Source organism: Ruegeria sp. CF3 (genome assembly GCF_056537365.1).
In genome coordinates, this window is sequence record NZ_JBQFRK010000002.1 from 330,414 (window position 1) to 348,875 (window position 18,462).

16 protein-coding genes and 1 pseudogene are annotated in these 18,462 nt (G+C 53.9%); 9 read left to right on the forward strand and 8 right to left on the reverse strand.

Translation table 11 applies throughout. The features are described from left to right. Positions 1-6: 6 nt before the first annotated feature. The 5 genes and pseudogenes from hpaD to ACR0KC_RS09300 all read left to right on the forward strand — a co-directional run. Positions 7-990 carry a 3,4-dihydroxyphenylacetate 2,3-dioxygenase gene (gene hpaD, locus ACR0KC_RS09280; protein ID WP_480706072.1) on the forward strand — a complete coding sequence of 328 codons (984 nt, stop codon included), beginning with the start codon at positions 7-9 and terminating at the stop codon, positions 988-990. 63 nt (positions 991-1,053) lie between these two features. Then, positions 1,054-1,908 (forward strand): fumarylacetoacetate hydrolase family protein, encoded by an 855-nt coding sequence (locus ACR0KC_RS09285; RefSeq protein WP_480706074.1) that lies wholly within the window; start codon positions 1,054-1,056, stop codon positions 1,906-1,908. Beyond that, complete coding sequence (gene hpaH, locus ACR0KC_RS09290) at positions 1,905-2,705, forward strand: 2-oxo-hept-4-ene-1,7-dioate hydratase (protein WP_480706076.1); 801 nt, start codon at positions 1,905-1,907, stop codon at positions 2,703-2,705. Before ACR0KC_RS09285 ends, hpaH begins: the two co-directional genes overlap by 4 nt. A gap of 12 nt (positions 2,706-2,717) precedes the next feature. Further along, entirely contained in the window at positions 2,718-3,776 is a 1,059-nt protein-coding gene (locus ACR0KC_RS09295; protein WP_480706078.1) for an aldolase/citrate lyase family protein, read from the forward strand. Between the two features lie 419 nt (positions 3,777-4,195). After that, positions 4,196-4,366: pseudogene (locus ACR0KC_RS09300) on the forward strand (IS5/IS1182 family transposase); the annotation flags it as partial. A gap of 248 nt (positions 4,367-4,614) precedes the next feature. On the opposite strand, the gene lhgO reads toward ACR0KC_RS09300, so the two are convergent. The 5 genes from lhgO to ACR0KC_RS09325 form a co-directional block, all read right to left on the reverse strand. Further along, on the reverse strand, positions 4,615-5,814 hold the full coding sequence (lhgO, locus tag ACR0KC_RS09305; RefSeq protein WP_480706079.1) for an L-2-hydroxyglutarate oxidase: 1,200 nt from the start codon (positions 5,812-5,814) through the stop codon (positions 4,615-4,617). 2,199 nt (positions 5,815-8,013) lie between these two features. Then, positions 8,014-8,796 carry an arginine deiminase family protein gene (locus tag ACR0KC_RS09310; protein ID WP_480706082.1) on the reverse strand — a complete coding sequence of 261 codons (783 nt, stop codon included), beginning with the start codon at positions 8,794-8,796 and terminating at the stop codon, positions 8,014-8,016. A 3-nt stretch (positions 8,797-8,799) separates the two neighbouring features. Then, a complete protein-coding gene (locus tag ACR0KC_RS09315; RefSeq protein WP_480706084.1) occupies positions 8,800-10,404 on the reverse strand; it encodes a 5-guanidino-2-oxopentanoate decarboxylase in 1,605 nt (534 codons plus the stop codon). Further along, complete coding sequence (locus ACR0KC_RS09320; protein WP_480706086.1) at positions 10,401-11,585, reverse strand: pyridoxal phosphate-dependent aminotransferase; 1,185 nt, start codon at positions 11,583-11,585, stop codon at positions 10,401-10,403. Before ACR0KC_RS09320 ends, ACR0KC_RS09315 begins: the two co-directional genes overlap by 4 nt. Continuing rightward, positions 11,582-12,238: a TetR/AcrR family transcriptional regulator gene (locus tag ACR0KC_RS09325; protein ID WP_480706088.1), complete on the reverse strand. Its 657-nt coding sequence runs from the start codon at positions 12,236-12,238 to the stop codon at positions 11,582-11,584. Before ACR0KC_RS09325 ends, ACR0KC_RS09320 begins: the two co-directional genes overlap by 4 nt. A gap of 77 nt (positions 12,239-12,315) precedes the next feature. On the opposite strand from ACR0KC_RS09325, the gene ACR0KC_RS09330 reads away from it, so the two are divergent. From ACR0KC_RS09330 to ACR0KC_RS09345, 4 genes are read left to right on the forward strand one after another with little or no spacing between them, the layout of a single operon-like run. Further along, positions 12,316-13,113: an ABC transporter ATP-binding protein gene (locus tag ACR0KC_RS09330; protein ID WP_480706090.1), complete on the forward strand. Its 798-nt coding sequence runs from the start codon at positions 12,316-12,318 to the stop codon at positions 13,111-13,113. Positions 13,114-13,154: 41 nt separating this feature from the next. After that, entirely contained in the window at positions 13,155-13,919 is a 765-nt protein-coding gene (locus ACR0KC_RS09335; RefSeq protein WP_170394204.1) for a transporter substrate-binding domain-containing protein, read from the forward strand. A 9-nt stretch (positions 13,920-13,928) separates the two neighbouring features. Continuing rightward, on the forward strand, positions 13,929-14,681 hold the full coding sequence (locus tag ACR0KC_RS09340; protein ID WP_480706092.1) for an ABC transporter permease: 753 nt from the start codon (positions 13,929-13,931) through the stop codon (positions 14,679-14,681). After that, positions 14,678-15,475, forward strand: coding sequence for an ABC transporter permease (locus tag ACR0KC_RS09345; RefSeq protein WP_170625582.1), 798 nt, complete (start codon positions 14,678-14,680; stop codon positions 15,473-15,475). Before ACR0KC_RS09340 ends, ACR0KC_RS09345 begins: the two co-directional genes overlap by 4 nt. Before the next feature lie 182 nt (positions 15,476-15,657). Here the strand turns inward: ACR0KC_RS09345 and ACR0KC_RS09350 are convergent, their stop codons facing one another. The 3 genes from ACR0KC_RS09350 to ACR0KC_RS09360 all read right to left on the reverse strand — a co-directional run bounded on the left by ACR0KC_RS09350 (position 15,658) and on the right by ACR0KC_RS09360 (position 18,453). Continuing rightward, positions 15,658-16,644, reverse strand: a complete 987-nt coding sequence (locus ACR0KC_RS09350) for a zinc-dependent alcohol dehydrogenase family protein (protein ID WP_480706094.1) — start codon at positions 16,642-16,644, stop codon at positions 15,658-15,660. 83 nt (positions 16,645-16,727) lie between these two features. After that, positions 16,728-17,573: an enoyl-CoA hydratase/isomerase family protein gene (locus ACR0KC_RS09355; RefSeq protein WP_480771765.1), complete on the reverse strand. Its 846-nt coding sequence runs from the start codon at positions 17,571-17,573 to the stop codon at positions 16,728-16,730. A 91-nt stretch (positions 17,574-17,664) separates the two neighbouring features. Continuing rightward, positions 17,665-18,453, reverse strand: a complete 789-nt coding sequence (locus ACR0KC_RS09360) for an SDR family NAD(P)-dependent oxidoreductase (RefSeq protein WP_223118530.1) — start codon at positions 18,451-18,453, stop codon at positions 17,665-17,667. Positions 18,454-18,462 lie beyond the last annotated feature (9 nt).

Genomic DNA, 18,462 nt, shown 5'->3' on the forward strand with positions numbered 1-18,462 from the left:
GTTAAAATGCCCGTTCCAGCCCCCAACCTGTATCCCGACTTCAACACAATCCGGCTGAGCCATGTTTGCCTGAACGTCAGCGATTTGTCAGCTTCGCGTAAATTCTACTCAGAGGTTCTTGGCCTTCAGGTCTCGGACGAAAGCGACACGCACGTCTATTTGCGCGCGATGGAAGAACGTGGACACCACTGTGTGATCCTGCAGAAATCCGATCAGCCGGCGACTGTCGAGGTCATGGGCTTCAAAACATTCGACGAGGATGATTTGGATCGGGCCGAGGCGTATTTTATATCCAAAGGCCGACCGACCTCATGGGTTGATCGCCCCTATCAGGGCCGGACTCTGTTAACCTCGGACAATATGGGCATACCGCTGGAGTTCTATCACAAGATGGATCGCCTGGAGCCGATCCATCAGAAATACGCGCTCTATCGTGGTGTGAAACCGCTGCGGATCGATCACTTCAACTGCTTCTCGACCAATGTCGATGACAGTGTCGCATTCTACAGTGATTTCGGGTTCCGCGTGACCGAGTATACGGAAGACGAAGACAGCAAGAAACTGTGGGCCGCGTGGATGCACCGCAAGGGTGGGGTGCATGATATGGCCTTCACCAATGGCAAAGGCCCACGGATGCACCACGTGGCCTTCTGGGTGCCAACACCGCTGAACATCATCGATTTGCTCGATCTAATGGCCACCACCGGCTATGTGGACAACATCGAACGCGGCCCGGGGCGACATGGTATTTCGAATGCTTTCTTCCTGTATATCCTCGATCCCGACGGACACCGGATTGAGATTTATTGCTCGGATTATCAGACCGTTGACCCCGATCTGGAGCCGATCAAATGGGACCTGAAGGACCCGCAGCGTCAGACGCTCTGGGGCGCTCCGGCGCCGCGCAGTTGGTTTGAACACGGCACATCCTTTGTCGGTGTGGATGTAAACGAGCCAGACCTATCTGCGTCTCCCATCATCGCACCGTAAGCAAAGTATGCTTGATCTAAAACATCTTAGTATGGGCGGGTTCCATAACGCCGAGGAGGCCTGATGCGCATTGCAACCTACACTGCCAACGGTGAAACATTTTTTGGTGCGATCACTGATGAAGGCGCGGTCGCACTAAACAGCGAATTTGCCGAGTTCAAAAGCCTCTACGAGGTTGTCGCCGCTGGTGCGTTTGGCCAATTGGCCGAGGCTGCCGAAGGAAAGCCGGTAACCCATACGGATTTTACCTTTGAGATGGTGATGCCGGATGTCCGTCGCATTCTGTGCGTTGGTGTGAACTTTCCAGATCGCAACGCGGAATACAAAGATGGCAGTGCCCAGCCGAAATACATGTCGCTGTTTCCGCGCTTCGCCAGTGGATTTACCGGCCATAATCGCCCTCTGATCCGCCCGCCCGAAAATCACACGCTGGATTACGAGGGTGAAGTGGCCATCGTGATCGGCAAAGCAGGCCGCCGGATTTCGCAGGACGATGCTTATGGCCATATCGCAGCCTTGACCCTGTGCAACGAAGGGACAATCCGCGATTGGGTTCGGCACGCCAAGTTCAACGTCACGCAAGGCAAGAACTGGGACAAATCGGGTGCCATCGGCCCTTGGCTGGTCCCGTTCACCAATGCCGCCCAACTGGACGACGCCCGCATTCAGACCCATGTGAATGGTGAATTGCGGCAGGACGATACGTTGAACCGAATGATGTTCCCGATCCGGCGTGAGATTGAATACATATCGACCTTCATGACGCTTCAACCGGGCGATATAATCGTCACCGGCACCCCAACCGGCGCAGGTGCACGATTTGATCCGCCAAAATACCTGGCCCCTGGCGATGTGGTTGAGGTATCCGTCGAAGGTATAGGCACCCTGAGCAACACCATCGAGGATGAGCAGATATGACCCCGGAAGACCACGCGCGCGCTGCCGCCGATCTGCTGAACGCGGAAAGGACGCGACAGCAGATCGGTCTACTGACATTGCGGTATCCCGAAATGGCGATGGATGACGCATATGAAGTGCAGAATGCCATCTATCGGGCCAAGCTGGCGGAAGGGCGCAAGGTCATCGGCTGGAAGATCGGGCTGACCTCGAAGGCGATGCAATATGCATTGAACATTAATATTCCAGACAGCGGTATTCTGTTTGACAACATGGCTTTCGGAAATGGAGACACCGTTCCCGCTGGTCGTTTCATCCAGCCCCGGATCGAAGCCGAGATTGCCTTTGTGATGAAAGATGCCATTGGTGGTGCAGATGTGACCCGCGATCAGGTTTTGCAAGCGACCAACTATGTTACTCCGTCCATTGAAATCCTCGACACTCGTATTAAGCGGGCAGACCCTGGGACTGGAAAGTCCCGCACTGTATTCGACACAATCAGCGACAACGCCGCAAATGCCGGCATTGTACTAGGGGCGGAACGCCACCCAGCGGATGCATTTGACCTGCGATGGGTAGGGGCCCTAACCTTCCGCAACGGCGAAATCGAGGAAACTGGCCTGGGTGCGGGCGTATTGAATGATCCGGTCGAAAGTGTGGTCTGGTTGGCCCGTCGCATGGCGCAATACGGCCAGAGCATTGAACCCGGCCACGTAATCCTGTCCGGCAGCTTCATTCGCCCAATCGAATGCCCATCGGGTGCGGAAATCCACGCCGATTTCGGATCGTTCGGATCCGTCGACATCAATTTTGCCTAAAGGAGCAGCGACATGCCCGCACCAAAGAACACCTTTAAGGCCGCATTAAAGGCTGGAAAGCCTCAGGTCGGGTGCTGGATCGGAATGGTCGACGCATATGCAGCAGAAATTTCCGCGACCGCAGGGTTCGATTGGTTGTTGGTCGATGGCGAACACGCACCAAACGACCTGCGCTCGACCCTTGAACAGGTGCGAGTGATCGAAAGTTCGGGCAGCGCGCCCGTTGCACGTCTACCGATTGGTGAGACATGGATGATCAAGCAATATCTCGATGCGGGTGTTCAGAGTATTCTGGTGCCGATGGTCGAAAGCGCTGATCAGGCGCGCGAACTGGTACGCGCGGTGCAATACCCCCCACACGGCGTGCGAGGTGTGGGATCATCCCTTGCGCGAGCTTCGCAATTTGCCGAGATCCCGGACTACCTCGATACGGCGGATGAGCAGATTTGTCTGCTGCTACAGGTTGAGAACAACGCGGGCATGGCTGCTCTGGACGACATTCTGACGATTGATGGAGTAGACGGAGTTTTTATCGGACCTGCAGATCTGGCCGCCGACATGGGTCATATCGGCAACGCCGGGCATCCAGATGTTGTGGAGGCCATTGAAGACGCGCTGACCCGCATCGTCGCGGCAGGTAAAGCCGCGGGTATCCTAACACTGGACCCAGCAATGCAGCGTAGGTGCCTTGAGATCGGCGTGACCTTTCTGGCCACTGAAATTGACGTCACCCTTTTCGCAAAAAGCATGCGCGCCAAAGCGCAAAACGGCCTCGCGCTTTTGCCGCGACAGAACGCAATCGGATCGGCGACAACAGAAAATGCCAGCAAGTACTTACAGCAATTGTGCAAACATTGGTCACATAAGGGACAGGTCGAGTTCGATGTAAATACTGGAACCGTTTTTTTTGACAGTGGTAATGCCGTCGAACTAAAGGCGACGCCAGTAGCACTGGAAGTTCGCGCCTCGGCGCAGCCACGCGATGACTTGGACAGTTGGAAGACAGTGATTTCCGATCACCTAAAACGGTTTGCCTTTCGCGAAGAGCTTGAACTGAACTGGGATGACTAGCGACTTTTGTTTTGCTGGAAATAGTATGGGTTTTTCTAAGCGTTCCTGCCTGCTCGCGTGTTTACAACTCGTTTGTTGTCAGTAACAGGGCGCCGTTGCGATGTCAGAGTATGCGCCAAGATCACTTAGGCAAGCATCTATTTCTAAGGTTATCTGAACACTTGCTCATGGATTACTCCCTAGAATGTTGTGGACGGCACTGCGGCTAGTTTGCAGGAAACCAACAGACCCGTCGGGGTGAATTGATGCGGTCAACTTGTCCAAGATCATCTTATAAGCAATTGAGTTTTATCTGTAAATTCTCAAGAACAAATAAAAGTCTCCTTCTTTTTGTTCTCATTGTTCAGCCGTACAAGAAAAAGAACCGGCTGTTACATGGTGCAGCAGGGTCATCTAATTGAAAGACCCGCCGGTAGGATATCTCGATGAAGCTGCGGAAGAAGAACGAAACGCTCTTCGCTCACTTCAAACGCGTACTTGGGTTAGGACGGCTCCGATTTTGTGGCCCGTATGGCGCAAATTGAAAATTAACCCTCACTGCCACCGCCCAGAACATACACAAATGGGTCAATATCTTTACCGCACCGTAACAAACACGCAAAGCCTAATCGGGAAGGCGTTTTTGCCGTGTTCAGATCATTGCATTCTGCGCGCGTAACACTTTGTTTTTGAATAAAACCAGTCGCTTTCTGCCCATTACTCTGGAAGCATCCCAAACCGGCCTTTCAAGCACGCTGTCGCGCCCGACCAATTTCTACGATCAAAAACTTGCACCAACTACAACGCCAACAGCGGGAACCTCTGTTGGCGCGGTGACCATCGATTTATCTGCAGCTAGCTATTGGCTCAGTACTCGCTCGCATATTTCCTGAGCGATTGGCATAGCGCTTGTTGCTGCCGGCGAAGGCGCATTTAATACGAACGTCATACGATCCTGAGATCTGAACAGAAAATCGTCTTCAAGTCGCCCGTCAGGATGAACGATCTGGGCACGATGGCCTGCCACGTAGTGACACAAATCCCGCAATTCAACTTTTGGACAGTATTTCTGAACTTGTTTGAGATAGTAACGCTTTGACACCGCGCTTCGAATTTCATTGGCTATGGCGCAAGGATGCTTGGCAAGAGATCGCCAAAAGCCTGCGAACAAGGCCATTTCACGAAAGTCTGCTAAGCTGAATGACACCTTGGAGTATCTTTCGCGTGCCAATGATATGATGGCATTCGGACCGACATTGATCGATCCATCAATCATAGGCGTCAAATGGATACCTAGAAACGGTAGGTTGGGGTCAGGCACAGGATAAATCAGATGCTTGACCAGTTTGGATTTTCGTTTTGGAAGACGATAATATTCCCCCCGAAACGGTACGACTTTGGCATCGCACGCAAGTCCCGCCATGCGAATTATTCGGTCGGATTGCAAACCTCCACAAACAACAAGATGCTCACACCCGATCATACCCTTTAGTGTGATGAGCGCGGTTTTTCCATAACTGTTATCGATGCCTACCAAAGGGGTGGAATATAGAAATGTCCCTCCATTAGCCACGAAGTCCTCAAGGAGTGACCGAGCTATTTGGGAGTAGTCTACAATCGCGGTGTCTGGTAGCCGAACAGCGGCGCACCCCGCTACGTTGGGTTCCAAGGAAGTTAGGTCGGCCAAAGACAGGTCTTGAACTGTTACGCCGTTCTGGCGCGCGCGATCCGCCAGGTCGCCAAGTCGAGCTTTCTCTTGATCGTTCGTGGCGACTAAGAGCTTCCCGCGTGTCTCGTACTTCAAGCCCTTTGTCTCGCAATAGTGCTTCGTTCTAAGCAGTCCTTCACGACAAAATCGCGCCTTTTTACTGCCCGGCTTGTAGTAGGCACCAGTATGGACCACACCGCTGTTACGGCCGGTTTGGTGACGTGCTGGAGCATCTTCTTTTTCGATTAGCAATATCCGCGCTTTGGGCGCTCGTCTGGAAAGCTCCAGCGCGGTAGCTACTCCGACAATCCCGGCGCCTACTACTGCATAATCGTAAGTTCCGAGATCCATAAACTCTCCTATATTTTGAGCCCTTGATGTGCTGGGCATAGATCAAATTACGAGGCGGTTTATGAAGTGGCAATACCCGCCGGTCAGCTTCGCTTTTTCTGATGTTGGTTAAGTTATTACAAGTTTTTATGCGCCAGAGAGCCTTAGGAAGGCTCAAACGGGACTAGACTTCAAAGGCAACAACATGTCTGAACTGCAAGGCAATCGACCGGATGTCCGCTACCCATGATGTTGTACCGTTCGTGGTATTCGAAAGTATAGCTGGGGCAATGAAAAACGCCAAAACAAGCGAGATTATGTGGCAGAGATAATCTTATCTAAAGCCCCAGTTTTATACAGACGGTCTGAGATCGACAAGGTCGATCTGAAACAGTTTATGACCCCACCGAACTCGCAGAAACTCGCCTCAGATTTCCGCTATATGATCCTGCCGCGTCGCATAACGGCAGGCTGCTCATCAATGCCAGCGCACGGAAGTGATCGCTGACCTGCCCGGCGGTCTCAAACAGGTTTATTTGGCTCTCGAGGCTGTTGCAGATCGCGTACAGATTTGTGTTCATTTCGACCTTGGTTCTGCCAATCAGGCGCCCGCGCTCCCTTTATCATCGAAAGACTGAACGCCGTGCGACTGACTCCGAGATATGTTGCGTCAACCATCATGCTCATTTCCTCACCGTTAATCAGCAGCCAACTCTATCAAACTCGGCGCAAAGATGCCTTTATCGCTCCGGTGCTGCCAACGGTTATGTAACGAATTGCGAAGACCGCGTACGCTGGGCGCATCTTGTAGATCTGAGTGACCTTGGTTCTCTTATTGAACGGGTTCTTTAGGCGCTGGCTTTGCGGCCGATCGATCTGACTCGATGATCTAACATTGACCACCTTCAGCCTCATCAGATCGCAGCCGCGCAACTTGCTATCGATTACCATGTTGAAGGGCGCTAGATCTCGATGATTTTCGGCGAGCTCGTGGAGCATTTGGATCGCCCAAACGTGTTTTGGTTTCAGCGGGCGCTGTTAACCTGCAATACGCCTTTCGTTCCAGGCTGGACGAAGTGAGCGTATAGCAGTTAAGTTTGGCGTTTCCATGGCTGATGTTCCGATCCGCCATGCCCGCCAACAACGACAGCTCGGCGTTGATGCAATACAAAATCACAGGATGCAGCATTTGCTCCGATGGCCGCTGTGGAGCCAAAAGTGACTGACAAGGCAAATCGCGCCAATGTCGGAAATGCGCTTTTCTATTATCTTAACCGCCGTTGGAGCAGAAGCTTTAGGTCGTTACGCGATTACAATTGGTTGAGGCGAGTTTGTTGTCGGGCATATGGATATCACATGCAGTTCGGCTCAGTTTTCTAAGTATGGTTGATGGCAGTCATATTCTCGGTCCAATCTATAAAGGCAAACCTCGAAACGAGCGGTAGCTTCCTTGTTGATGCTGGTATCATAATTACGCCCGAAAAGAACGATGTTCGCCTTTAGAAGCGTCCGACCCGTCTGGTGATAATTGACGACGAACGTGTCAATCAAGTGATCCGAGATATTATTGAAACAATTGAAACCGCGATTAGTTCGCCATTTGGAGCGGAGTTTCTTAGCGAGGTTATGTTTCAAAAACTTCCAAAAGGGCTTCGCGCGGGATAGCAGCCAATGTCAGTGCTGATAGAAAGGGTGGACTTTCAGGACCCAATATCCATCCGAACCTTGTTGATGCGTTTGTTCTCCAAACTAACATCGTTTCGGTCGTGGCCAGCAGGTTGACGGTTGCAATGATTAACGGGCTTTGGGGTATGTCATCCAGTGACAACCAGGCCATGCTGAAGGAAGGCGGTAGTTAGTGTTCCTATTCAATCAGATCCATAATTGGCGTCAAGTATGGCGCATCGTTATCGGTTTTACCTAACCAGCGTTCGAGCTAGCTGAGGATTGTCTTTTGGAAGAGATTGCTCATTCGCTGTGCCCACTAAAGGATATGCAAGGTTCACCCGTTTTTTTGTATCTCGTTCATTGAACAAGGAAGGAGCGTCAATCGAGTACTGCCAATCTTGCTCAGAATGCAGTTTATACAAGCTTCGCCGCAAAATCCTTACTATTTTTAGTACCTTGGAGGGCAATCGCAAATTAGCTTTCGGTTAAAAAGCTTGATATTCATTAGCCAACTAAAAGACCGCCGATAACCAAAGGTTGACGAATAACCCTTCAAAATCTTAGCGAGAGACATGACATGCCGCCATCCAGCTTGGCGCAATCGGTGTTGTCAATTTCTACGATCTCAAACCCTTCACGATCCAACATGTCCGCTGTGCGTGAGAAGCCTGCAGCCATCAGCACCAGATTGTTGAAGCGGATCGCGTTGGCAGCAGCTTCTTCCCCATCAGCAACATGAAGCACTCGGTAGCCCTCAAAGCAGCCTGATGCATCAAGTCTTCGGGTAGACAGGATTGTTTCGGCATCCATCAGTGAACAATCTGTCTTGAAGTGCAAAACGCCTTCCGGTGTAAACACTTCGCGCAGTTTGTGGCCCCACGCGGAGGTGATTTTAGACAGCTCGGCGACACCTTCAGCGTCAGTGCGGTCTGATCTGCCCACCAAAATTTCGCGACCGGTTACAAGAATATCTCCGCCCTCGATATGGCCGGGGCCGTTGATTTCCAGAACCGTCTCGTAGCAAGCGCGAAGATTTGGCGCCATTTCTGCCACCTCACCCATCCGCGATGGTGCGCCTGGCCGCATCAGCACAGCGCCTTGCGGCAGGCAAAGGGCCGTATCTTCGACAAACTGTGCGTCGGGGAACGCGTCAAGGGGATCAAGTTCGATCACTTCAGACCCGGTGCTTTTCAGTGCAGCCACGTAAGCCTTATGTGCCGCCATCATCCCTTCGAAATCGGGGTTTCCAATATCCTTTGCACGCAAACCGCCAGCAATGGTCGCAGCCGGGCGGCGGGTGATGGCGCGGGAGAACTCAAAGGTCGGGTCTGACATGTTTCAATCTTTCTGAGGTTCACATTTCGGAGCGATGACTTCGATCATTGCAGGCCCATCTAAAGCGACAGTTTCGCGCAACGCCTGCGCGACGGCCTGTGGTTCGGCCGGAACCTTGGTGAATGGAATGCCAAAAGACTTGGCTGATGCAGAAAAATTCGGGGGCGAAGGATCACAACCTATGACGGTCACACCCACATCCCGCATCGACGCGGCAATTTCCTGGTATCCATGATTGTTCCAGATCACGAAGGTGACCGGCAGGTTTTCATCTGCTGCGGCCATGATTTCAGGCAATGAAAACTGTGCACCTCCATCGCCGACAATGCAGATCGCCCTTGCAGTCGGATCGGCGATTGACGCGCCGATGGCAGCGGGTATCCCGTAGCCGAGCGCGCCATATCCCGTTGCTGCGTTGAACCAACCTCCGGCCCGGTCGTGGTCGTAGAAAAGATTGCCGGCATAAATTGGTTGGGTTGAGTCTCCGACCATCAATGCATTCGGAACTGCCGAGCGAATAGCGTTCAGGATTTCGACCTGATGGCGATAGCCCGGACCAATTTCCTCCCAGGCGGCGCGGCGTGTTTTGCTGGCGCGTTCGGCACCGTCGTCTTGCTTTGCCTCATTGGACAATGCCCCAAACAGCGCCGGTACAACCAAATTAACGTCACCTTGAATGGTTAGCGCTGCCTCATGTCGCGCCAGTTGATCGCTGCAGCGATCCACCCGGATCAGGCCTGACCTTCCTGCTATTTGCTCGGTGGCGTACATGTCATAGTCGGTTGGCCCCAATTCGGTTCCCAAAGCCAGAACGCAATCAGCGCTTTCTATCAGCTCGCGTACTGCTTTGAGGCTCGGGCTGGCAGGAACGGTCAGTGGATGTCCGTGCATCATGCCCCGTGCGTTGACGGTTTGCACGACGGGGGCATCGAGGGTTTCAGCCAATGTCTGTAAATCGGTTTCAGCTTGTTTCGCGCCACCGCCCGCCAGAATGACAACTCGATTTGCTTTAGCCAGTTGCCTTGCCGCTTGTGAGATTAAATCTGGATTGACCGGGGGTGCTGGATCGAGCGTCTCGACTGGTGTTTTTTGATATTTTTCTGCTGCTACATCCAACGGGACCTCTATATGCACCGGCCCTGGGCGACCGTTGGTAAGGTCGTGAAAAACACGGTCCAAGACCGGGTCTAGAGCGTTGGAGTCGGGAACTTGTTCTGACACCAACGCAACTGTTCTGGCCAGCCCCAGTTGGTCTGGCAATTCATGCAGATGTCCTAAGCCCTTGCCAAGCGAAGCGGTTTTATTGACACCAGAGACCACCAACATCGGAATTGAATCAGCGCGCGCCTGCGCCATCGGTGTCAAGGTGTTGGTCAATCCGGGGCCGGTGATCACAAAGGTCACACCCGGTTTCCCCGAAACACGCGCGTAGCCATCAGCCATGAAACCAGCACCCTGTTCATGCCTGGGCGTGATATGACGAATGCCCGAAGCCGCAAGACCGCGGTAAAGTTCGACCGTGTGAACGCCCGGAATTCCGAAGACGCAGGTCACATCTCTTTGGCGAAGCTTGGCAACCAAAGCTTCACCGATTGTCATTCCGCTCATGCAACCTCGCGTGATTTGCTGTTGGCGTGATCAATGATGCGAGAAACCGCTGTGGCAAAATCGGCGTCACTAATCGTCAGCGCGACCCGGACCCAGTCTTTCAGACCGTCGCCAAAGGCGGACCCTGGCATGACAGCCACCCCGGCCTGCAACAGATCCCACGCATAAGCTTCGCCATCAAACCCGGTGGCAGAAACGTTGATGAGGGCGAACATTCCCGCCTCTGGGCGATGAACCGTCAGATCCGTTTCTGCTTCAAGACGATCAGCCAGCAGGGTGGCGCGGCCAGAGAAACGAGCGGCCATGCCGGGCGCAACCTCGGACCCGTCGCGGATTGCCTTTTCGGTCATGTCCGCGATGAAGGGCTGATTGCCAAAGAGCATTGTTTCGGAATACGGCAGCAGCGCTTCACAAAACGCTGCTGGTCCGACACACCAACCGCTACGAAACCCTGGGGCAGCATGTGATTTCGAGATGGATGATACACCTATGACACGATCCGCCAGTTTCGGGTCAGCCAATGGTGAAGCAAATTCGGCCTCGTCAAAGATCAGTTCTTCATAGACCTCGTCCGAGATGATCCATAAATCGTGCGCCATGGCGAGCTGCCCGATTTCGGCAATTTCCGTGGTAGTCAGAATTGCACCTGTCGGGTTGTGTGGCGTTGTCAGAAGAATGGCGCGGCTGCGTGGAGTGATGCGTGCAGCAATATCTTCGGCTTGCATGCGAAACCCTTGCTCTGGCCGAAGCGGCACAGGCACGATATCCGCCCCGGATGCGCGCACGACTCCTTCGTATGTCGCGTACATCGGGTCACCAACCAAAACTTCGTCTCCGGCCTCTGCAATCCCGGACATCACTGCGAAAAGGGCGGTTTGCGTCCCGGGAAAGCACAAAAAGTTCTCGGGTCCGAAGGGCCGCCCACGAGAGGCTGAATAGCGAGAAGCAAGCGCGTCAAGCAGTCCGGCTTCACCGCGCCCGTTGGAATACCCTGTCCGTTGTGCCCGCAAGGAGGTTACGGTGGCTTCTACCAATGCGGCTGGCACGGGCACATCCGGTTCTCCAATCGTCATTTCGACGATATCCACTCCGGCTTTGATAAGGTCACGTGCTTTCAGGTGCACACCCCATTTGGCACCACCCAACCCCGCTAAACGCTCAGTCACAGATGTTGTCTTCATGGCTGCTCCGCCTCTTTGTTTAATGGTATCCCCAGGATGGCGCTCACGGAGTCCAAGCCGATCCGCGCCAGTTGCCCTTCGGAAAACGCGTCCGGAAGCGCACCGCCTTCCATCCAAAGGCCGTCGATTACCGCGTTGCAAGCAATGGCCAGTTGCGTTGCCTCCGTTGCAGCAACTGAACGTCCGGTTTCCAGCAATGCGGCGACGATCAGCTCCTCGAGGTGACCCCGGAAATAGTTATAGGTCTGCTGGTGAATGCGCTGCATTTTTGAATCATGTTGCACCTTGTTCAGAAAGCTGGCCCACAACGCCACGGCGCTTGGATCAACGATTGGTGGTCGTAGCGACGCGTCAACGAAGTTGGTCAACTGAGATACCGCGCTTCCCATTCCTGACGAAGCTGCTGTCTGATCGGTTAGCGTATTCATGTGGTGCTCATACGCCGCCTGAACCAACTCTTCTTTTGAAGAGAAATAATGACGGATCAACCCTTGGGTCACGTTCGCGCGGGCTGCAATCTCACGCACCGTGGCACCGCGGACGCCCATCTCGGCGATCAGGTCCAAAGTCGCCAATATCAGCGCCTCGCGCCGAAACTCAGCAGACTCACGTTTAAATTTGCGGCTGTCGTCCTGCACGTCAGTGTCATCCATGGCATGGAGTTATTATACACTTGCATAATTGCGAGATTCGAGGCTTACTGCAAGCTGAAATCAGAAGATTGTTGGATATGGACACAGCCGAAGCAGCATCACCCACACTCGAAGCCACTGCGTCCGTTGAGGCGATAAAGATTGAGGACCTGCACAAATCCTTTGGTGCGCTAGAGGTCCTGAAGGGTGTTTCCCTGACTGCCAACAAGGGGGACGTTGTCGCAATCATCGGGGGATCAGGTTCGGGCAAATCCACCATGCTGCGCTGCATCAACTTCTTGGAAACGCCGAGTTCGGGAAAAATCACCATTGGCGGTGAATTGGTTGAAATGCACGCCGATGGCAGTCCCGCGAACCGCCGCCAGATCGAGCGTATCCGAACGCGGCTGGCAATGGTTTTTCAGCAGTTCAATCTGTGGACTCATCGCACGCTTTTGGAGAACGTGATTGAAGTGCCGATACATGTCCTCAAGGTGCCAAAGGCAGAGGCTATCTCGCGGGCGCACGACCTGTTGAAAAGGGTAGGGCTTGGTGACAAGGCCGACACCTTTCCGGCCTATCTATCTGGCGGTCAGCAACAACGCGCCGCCATTGCCCGTGCGCTTGCCGTAGATCCTTCGGTGATGCTTTTCGATGAGCCCACATCGGCGCTGGACCCCGAGTTGGTCGGCGAAGTTTTGAACGTGATCCGTGATCTCGCTGGTGAAGGACGCACCATGCTGCTCGTCACCCATGAAATGAAATTTGCGCGCGAAGTTGCCAGCCACGTTGTCTATCTTTTCGAAGGCCGCATTGAAGAGCAGGGGCCACCTGCCGAGGTCTTCGGTAATCCAAAATCAGAGCGGTTGAAGCAGTTCCTCAGCTCGGTCGCCTGATCCAGTCAAAACAAACTAATGAACCAAAAGGGAGTAACAAAATGAACCTTAAGAAACTGCTTGCGTCCGGAGTTGCCGCCGCCATCCTTTCAGTTGGTGTCGCCAGTGCCGAAGAGGTCAAGATCGGTATCGCGGCTGAACCTTATCCACCATTCGCTTCGCTTGACAGCTCAGGCAACTGGGTTGGATGGGAGATCGATGTTATCAATGCTGTCTGTGCCGCTGCTGAACTGGACTGTGTTATAACGCCTGTAGCCTGGGATGGTATCATCCCATCGCTGACCGGGCAGCAAATCGACGCCATCATGGCCTCTATGTCGATCACCGAGGAGCGGCTGAAAACCATTGATTTCAGCGATCCTTACTACAACACACCCGCTGTAATCGTTGCGGACAAATCGATGGATATCGAAGCGACACCCGAGTCGCTGGCGGGTAAAGTTGTCGGCATTCAGGCTTCGACCATCCACCAGGCCTATGCGCAGGAATATTTTAAGGATGCTGAACTGCGGGTTTATCAGACACAGGATGAGGCCAATCAGGACCTGTTCGCAGGCCGTATTGATGCAACTCAAGCAGACAGCATCGCAATGGCCGACTTTGTAAACTCGGATGCGGGCGCTTGCTGTGAAATTAAAGGCGCCGTTGCAGATGATCCCGCTATTCTGGGACGCGGCGTTGGGGCTGGCGTGCGCAAAGGGCAAGATGACCTGCGTGAGGCGCTGAACAAAGGCATCGCCGCAATACTTGCCGATGGCACGCACGAGAAGATCACATCGAACTATTTCTCGGCCAGCATTTACTAAGCCGCTGCCGTGAACGGACTGTTGGAATCACTTGGATTGGCGCAGAGCGCAGAGCTTTTGTCGCTCTCGCCGCCGGGATGGGGGGCCAATCTGCTGCGCGGATTGGCCCACTCATTGCAGATCGCTTTCGGCGCTTATGCCCTCGGTCTCGTGATCGGATTGTTCGGAGCTTATGGCAAACTCTATGGCGGGAAGGTCACGCGCGATCTTCTCGCCATCTACACGACGGTGATCCGGGCTGTGCCCGAGCTGGTCCTGATCCTGATCCTGTATTACGTCGGATCTGACATCATAAACAAAATCTCCGCCGCAATGGGCGGGGGTCGGGTTGAGGTCAGTGGTGTTGGCGCAGGCATATGGGTGCTGGGTATTGTCCAGGGTGCTTACGCGACCGAGATTTTGCGCGGCGCAATTCAGGCGGTTCCGCCCGGTCAGATCGAAGCCGCCAAATCCTACGGTATGCCCGCCTTCATGACCATGCGCCGCGTGACAATCCCGGCCATGATGAGCTTCGCCGTGCCAGGTCTTGCCAACCTGTGGCTGATTGCAACCAAAGATACCGCGTTGCTCGCTGTTGTGGGTTTCAACGAGCTGACACTGGAAACCCGCCAGGCTGCAAGCAGTACACGCGCCTATTTTACTTTCTTTCTGGCAGCGGGATTTCTTTATCTCATGGTAACGCTATGTTCGGGCGGCATCTTCGCTCGGATTGAGAAATGGGCGCGTCGCGGCCAACCCTCTCTGAAGGGAGGGGGCAGATGATTGATTTCAGATCGTTGATGCAACCACATCGCATTGTGATGATGCTGATATTCGCTGGAATCGTTGTCTGGTGCGCCGTCTCTCTTCAGTGGGACTGGATCCCGAAATATGCGCCGCTCGCCCTTCAGGGCATTTGGACGACAATCTGGCTGTTGGTGGTCACCGTAGTTTTGGGTTTCCTACTCGCCGTTCCTCTTGGATTGGCACAGGCGGTTGGGCCTTGGTATCTTGCCGCCCCGGCCAAGGCATTTTGCACTATCATCCGTGGCACACCGCTGCTGCTGCAACTCTGGTTATTGTATTATGGGCTTGGGTCTTTGTTTCCGCAGTTCCCCTGGATACGCTCTTCCGAGTTGTGGCCCTATTTGCGACAGGCCTGGCCATATGCAGTACTGGCGCTGACGTTGTCCTATGCCGGCTACGAAGGAGAGGTGATGCGCGGTGCCTTCAAAGGGGTCGCCAAGGGCCAGCTTGAGGCAGCCAAGGCATTTGGCATGCCACGTTTCACCATGTTTCGCCGTATCTGGTTGCCGCAGGCTATCCGCAACGTCCTGCCGACATTGGGCGGTGAAACCATATTGCAGCTCAAAGCAACTCCATTGGTTGCGACGATCACTGTCGTCGACATTTACGCCGTGTCTTCACGTGTGCGCTCCGACACTTTCATTATTTACGAGCCGCTCATCCTGTTGGCCGTATTCTATATTCTCGTCGCGGGCGTGATCGCATTTGGTTTCCACTGGCTGGAAGTAAAGGTTCTTGGGACTGGAAACCGCAATGGCGGTATCAGTTAATATCGCCAGCAGCGGAGGGGATCCATGTGCTGCGTCAGCTCCGACCAGTGCTTTGAGTTCATAGCAATCTGAGCTGCAACTTGGATACAGCTTGGCTGAGTACTGACGGTCGATATCAATATCAGGCCATACTGGAATGGTGCGCAATTATATCTCTACGCACCAATCCCGACCGGTTCCGTTCACAGCTCTACAACAACTTTTCCGACCGCCGCTCCGTTTGTCAGGTGCTCATAGGCTGCATCGACATTGGTCCACCCAAACCTCTGTTCGTCAACAATTGGTTTGAGTTGGCCCGCATCCGCCATTTCCGCCAGAGTTTTCAAGATGTCACCATGGGATTGACGCCCGACATCATGCATCATCGGGATCAGCATGAAGACGACGTGCAGAGACAAACCTTTGAAATGCACAGGTGTCAGATCAATCTCGACCATCGCGACGGTTGAGGCGACTTGGCCATTGAGCTTGGCCGCTTCGAACGAGTTCGTCATGTTAGGCCCACCCACGCTATCAAACACCACATCGAAGCCCACGCCATCAGTGTGTTCGGCCACGTAGTCCTCGACCTTTTGGGTTGTGAAATCCAACGCGCGCGCACCGAGACCCTCGATCAGGGCTAACTGATCTGCTCCGCGACCTGTTGCCGAAACGGTTGCGCCAAAGTGGCGCGCAACTTGAACGGCAACATGACCAACGCCACCAGCACCGCCTTGAACCAGAACGGTCTGCCCTTCGCCGACACCGGCGCGCGTCAATCCTTCGTAGGCGGTGATGCCCACGAGAGGCAGCGCCGCGGCTTCTCGCATGCTCAGCGTCTTGGGTTTGTGTGCAATCAGGCGGGCATCCGCATTGATGTACTCGGCTAGCGAACCAGGGAGGTCCATCAAACCACCGGCGCAGCCATACACCTCATCGCCTATGGAAAAACCTGTAACACCTTCGCCAACGGCTGTGATTGTGCCAGCAAAATCCATGCCAAGGACCGCGGGCAAATTGGGGGTCAGAGGTAGATCCGCGCCCATGCTTCGGATCATTGTATCGACGGTATTGACGCTGGTCGCGGCCACTTTGACGACTACATGCCCAGACGTTGCGACCGGTTCGAGCATTTCTACAAGCTCGAACGGTGCATCGGGTCCGTAGTCGTTCAGAACCATTGCTTTCATTGGGATATTCCTTTTTTTGACGAAGTGTCAGGCGCGGCATTGAACAGCGCACGCCTGACGTGATCATTGTGTTGGAGGACGGATCAGTTGATATCCTGAACCTGCATAACCAGATCGCCCCACTTGCGCTGGTTTTCGATGTCGTGTTCCAGACCCTGTTCATCCGCGATGGTGAACCGTTTGACCGCCGGGGTTTTGCTTGTGGCCTGATACAGCCAATAGGTTTCGGCCTTCAGCGCTTCATCAATTGGTTTGTCAATGGATTCATAGACCATCTGCTTGCAGGCATTGATCGACTCTGCCGGGAATTTTGCGATCCGCTCGGCGAGCGCTGTCACATACGGGCCAATCTCATCTGGCTCCAAAGCCTTGTTTATGGTGCCCAGACGTTCTGCATCATCCGCATCGTAGTCTTGTGCGCTCAGGATGATCTCAAGCGCTTTTCCAAGGCCGGTTTGACGTGCCATGCGCGAAGCACCGCCGCCGCAAGGCAGGATGCCCATTCCAACTTCCATCTGCATGAACTTGTACTTACCCCGCGCCGCAAATCGCATGTCGAGCGCCAACGCCAACTCGTGTCCGCCACCACGTGCGAACCCTTCCAGCTTTGCGATGGTGGCTTGTGGCACCTTGCTGATCCGCTCGCAGACCGATTGAAGGTCCAAAAGCTGTGCGTCCTCGCGGGATACGGCCTCAGTCGACATATCCTTGAGCAGCTCGGTATCGTAGTGGCAGACCCAGATTTCCGGGTTGGCGGATTGAAAGATCACGACCTTGGTTTCGCGGTCTCGCTCTAGCCGCATGGCCAGACTGTTGAGGTCGGCCAGCATTTCCTGGCCTTGCACGTTTACGGTGCCAAAGTTGAATGTGACTGTTGCGATGCCGTTTTCAACAGCAACGTCAAAGGTTTGAAAGCTCTCATATTTCATCAGACAGTCCTTTCTTGGGCCTCGACGCGGCACGCGCGAGGGGTAAGGGAGGTTAAAGTTGGAAGCGCGTCTGGATTTAGCGCAGCGCGGGTCAGTTGGTCTGGTTAATCAAACCTCTGATCGAGTTCATGACGTCGGCAACATGTGCTTTGTCTAGTGCTGCGGCATGTGGATTCGCGAAGGCACCGCTGTCATTGTCAAAATAGGCACCTGACGCATCAGCGAACCGATCACCCAATGCTGCGTCAATCAGGATATCAGCGCCGATGTTCATATCGTTCCCGGCTAGGCCGAATCCTTCTTTCACCATCTTTGAGGCCAACAGCGATCCCGGATTTACCGCGACCATGACGGGTGCATCGGGCAGAGATTTGGCCCATTCCCGGGTCCAGATGGTGATCGCCAGCTTGCTTTGCGCATAAGCCTCCATATCAGCCAGCGGAACACTGCCCTCCAGTGCATTTATATTCACCGGGGCCTGCGCTGCCGATGACAGGTTCACGACGCGCCCGTCGGCGGGAATGATGGGCATCAGCAATTCTGTGAGCAAATAGGGTGCGAGTGTGTTGACGACAAAGCGGATGTCCTGCCCATTCGCAAGCACAGTTTGCGGAGCTTTCAGCACACCTGCATTGTTGATTAACACGTCCAGTTTGTCATGTTTGGCCTTTACGCTTTCAGCCAGTTCTCGCACTGCGGACAGATCGCTCAAATCAGCGGTATAAGTTTCGACATAGCCGCCGACGTCGGTGGCAGCGCTGTCCAATTTGGAGGTACTGCGTCCATGCAGAAGTACTTTGTGTCCATCGGCGGCCAGCTTCTTTGCCGTGAGCAAACCAATGCCGTCGGTTGAACCTGTAATGAGTATAGTCTTGGTCATTGATCTGAT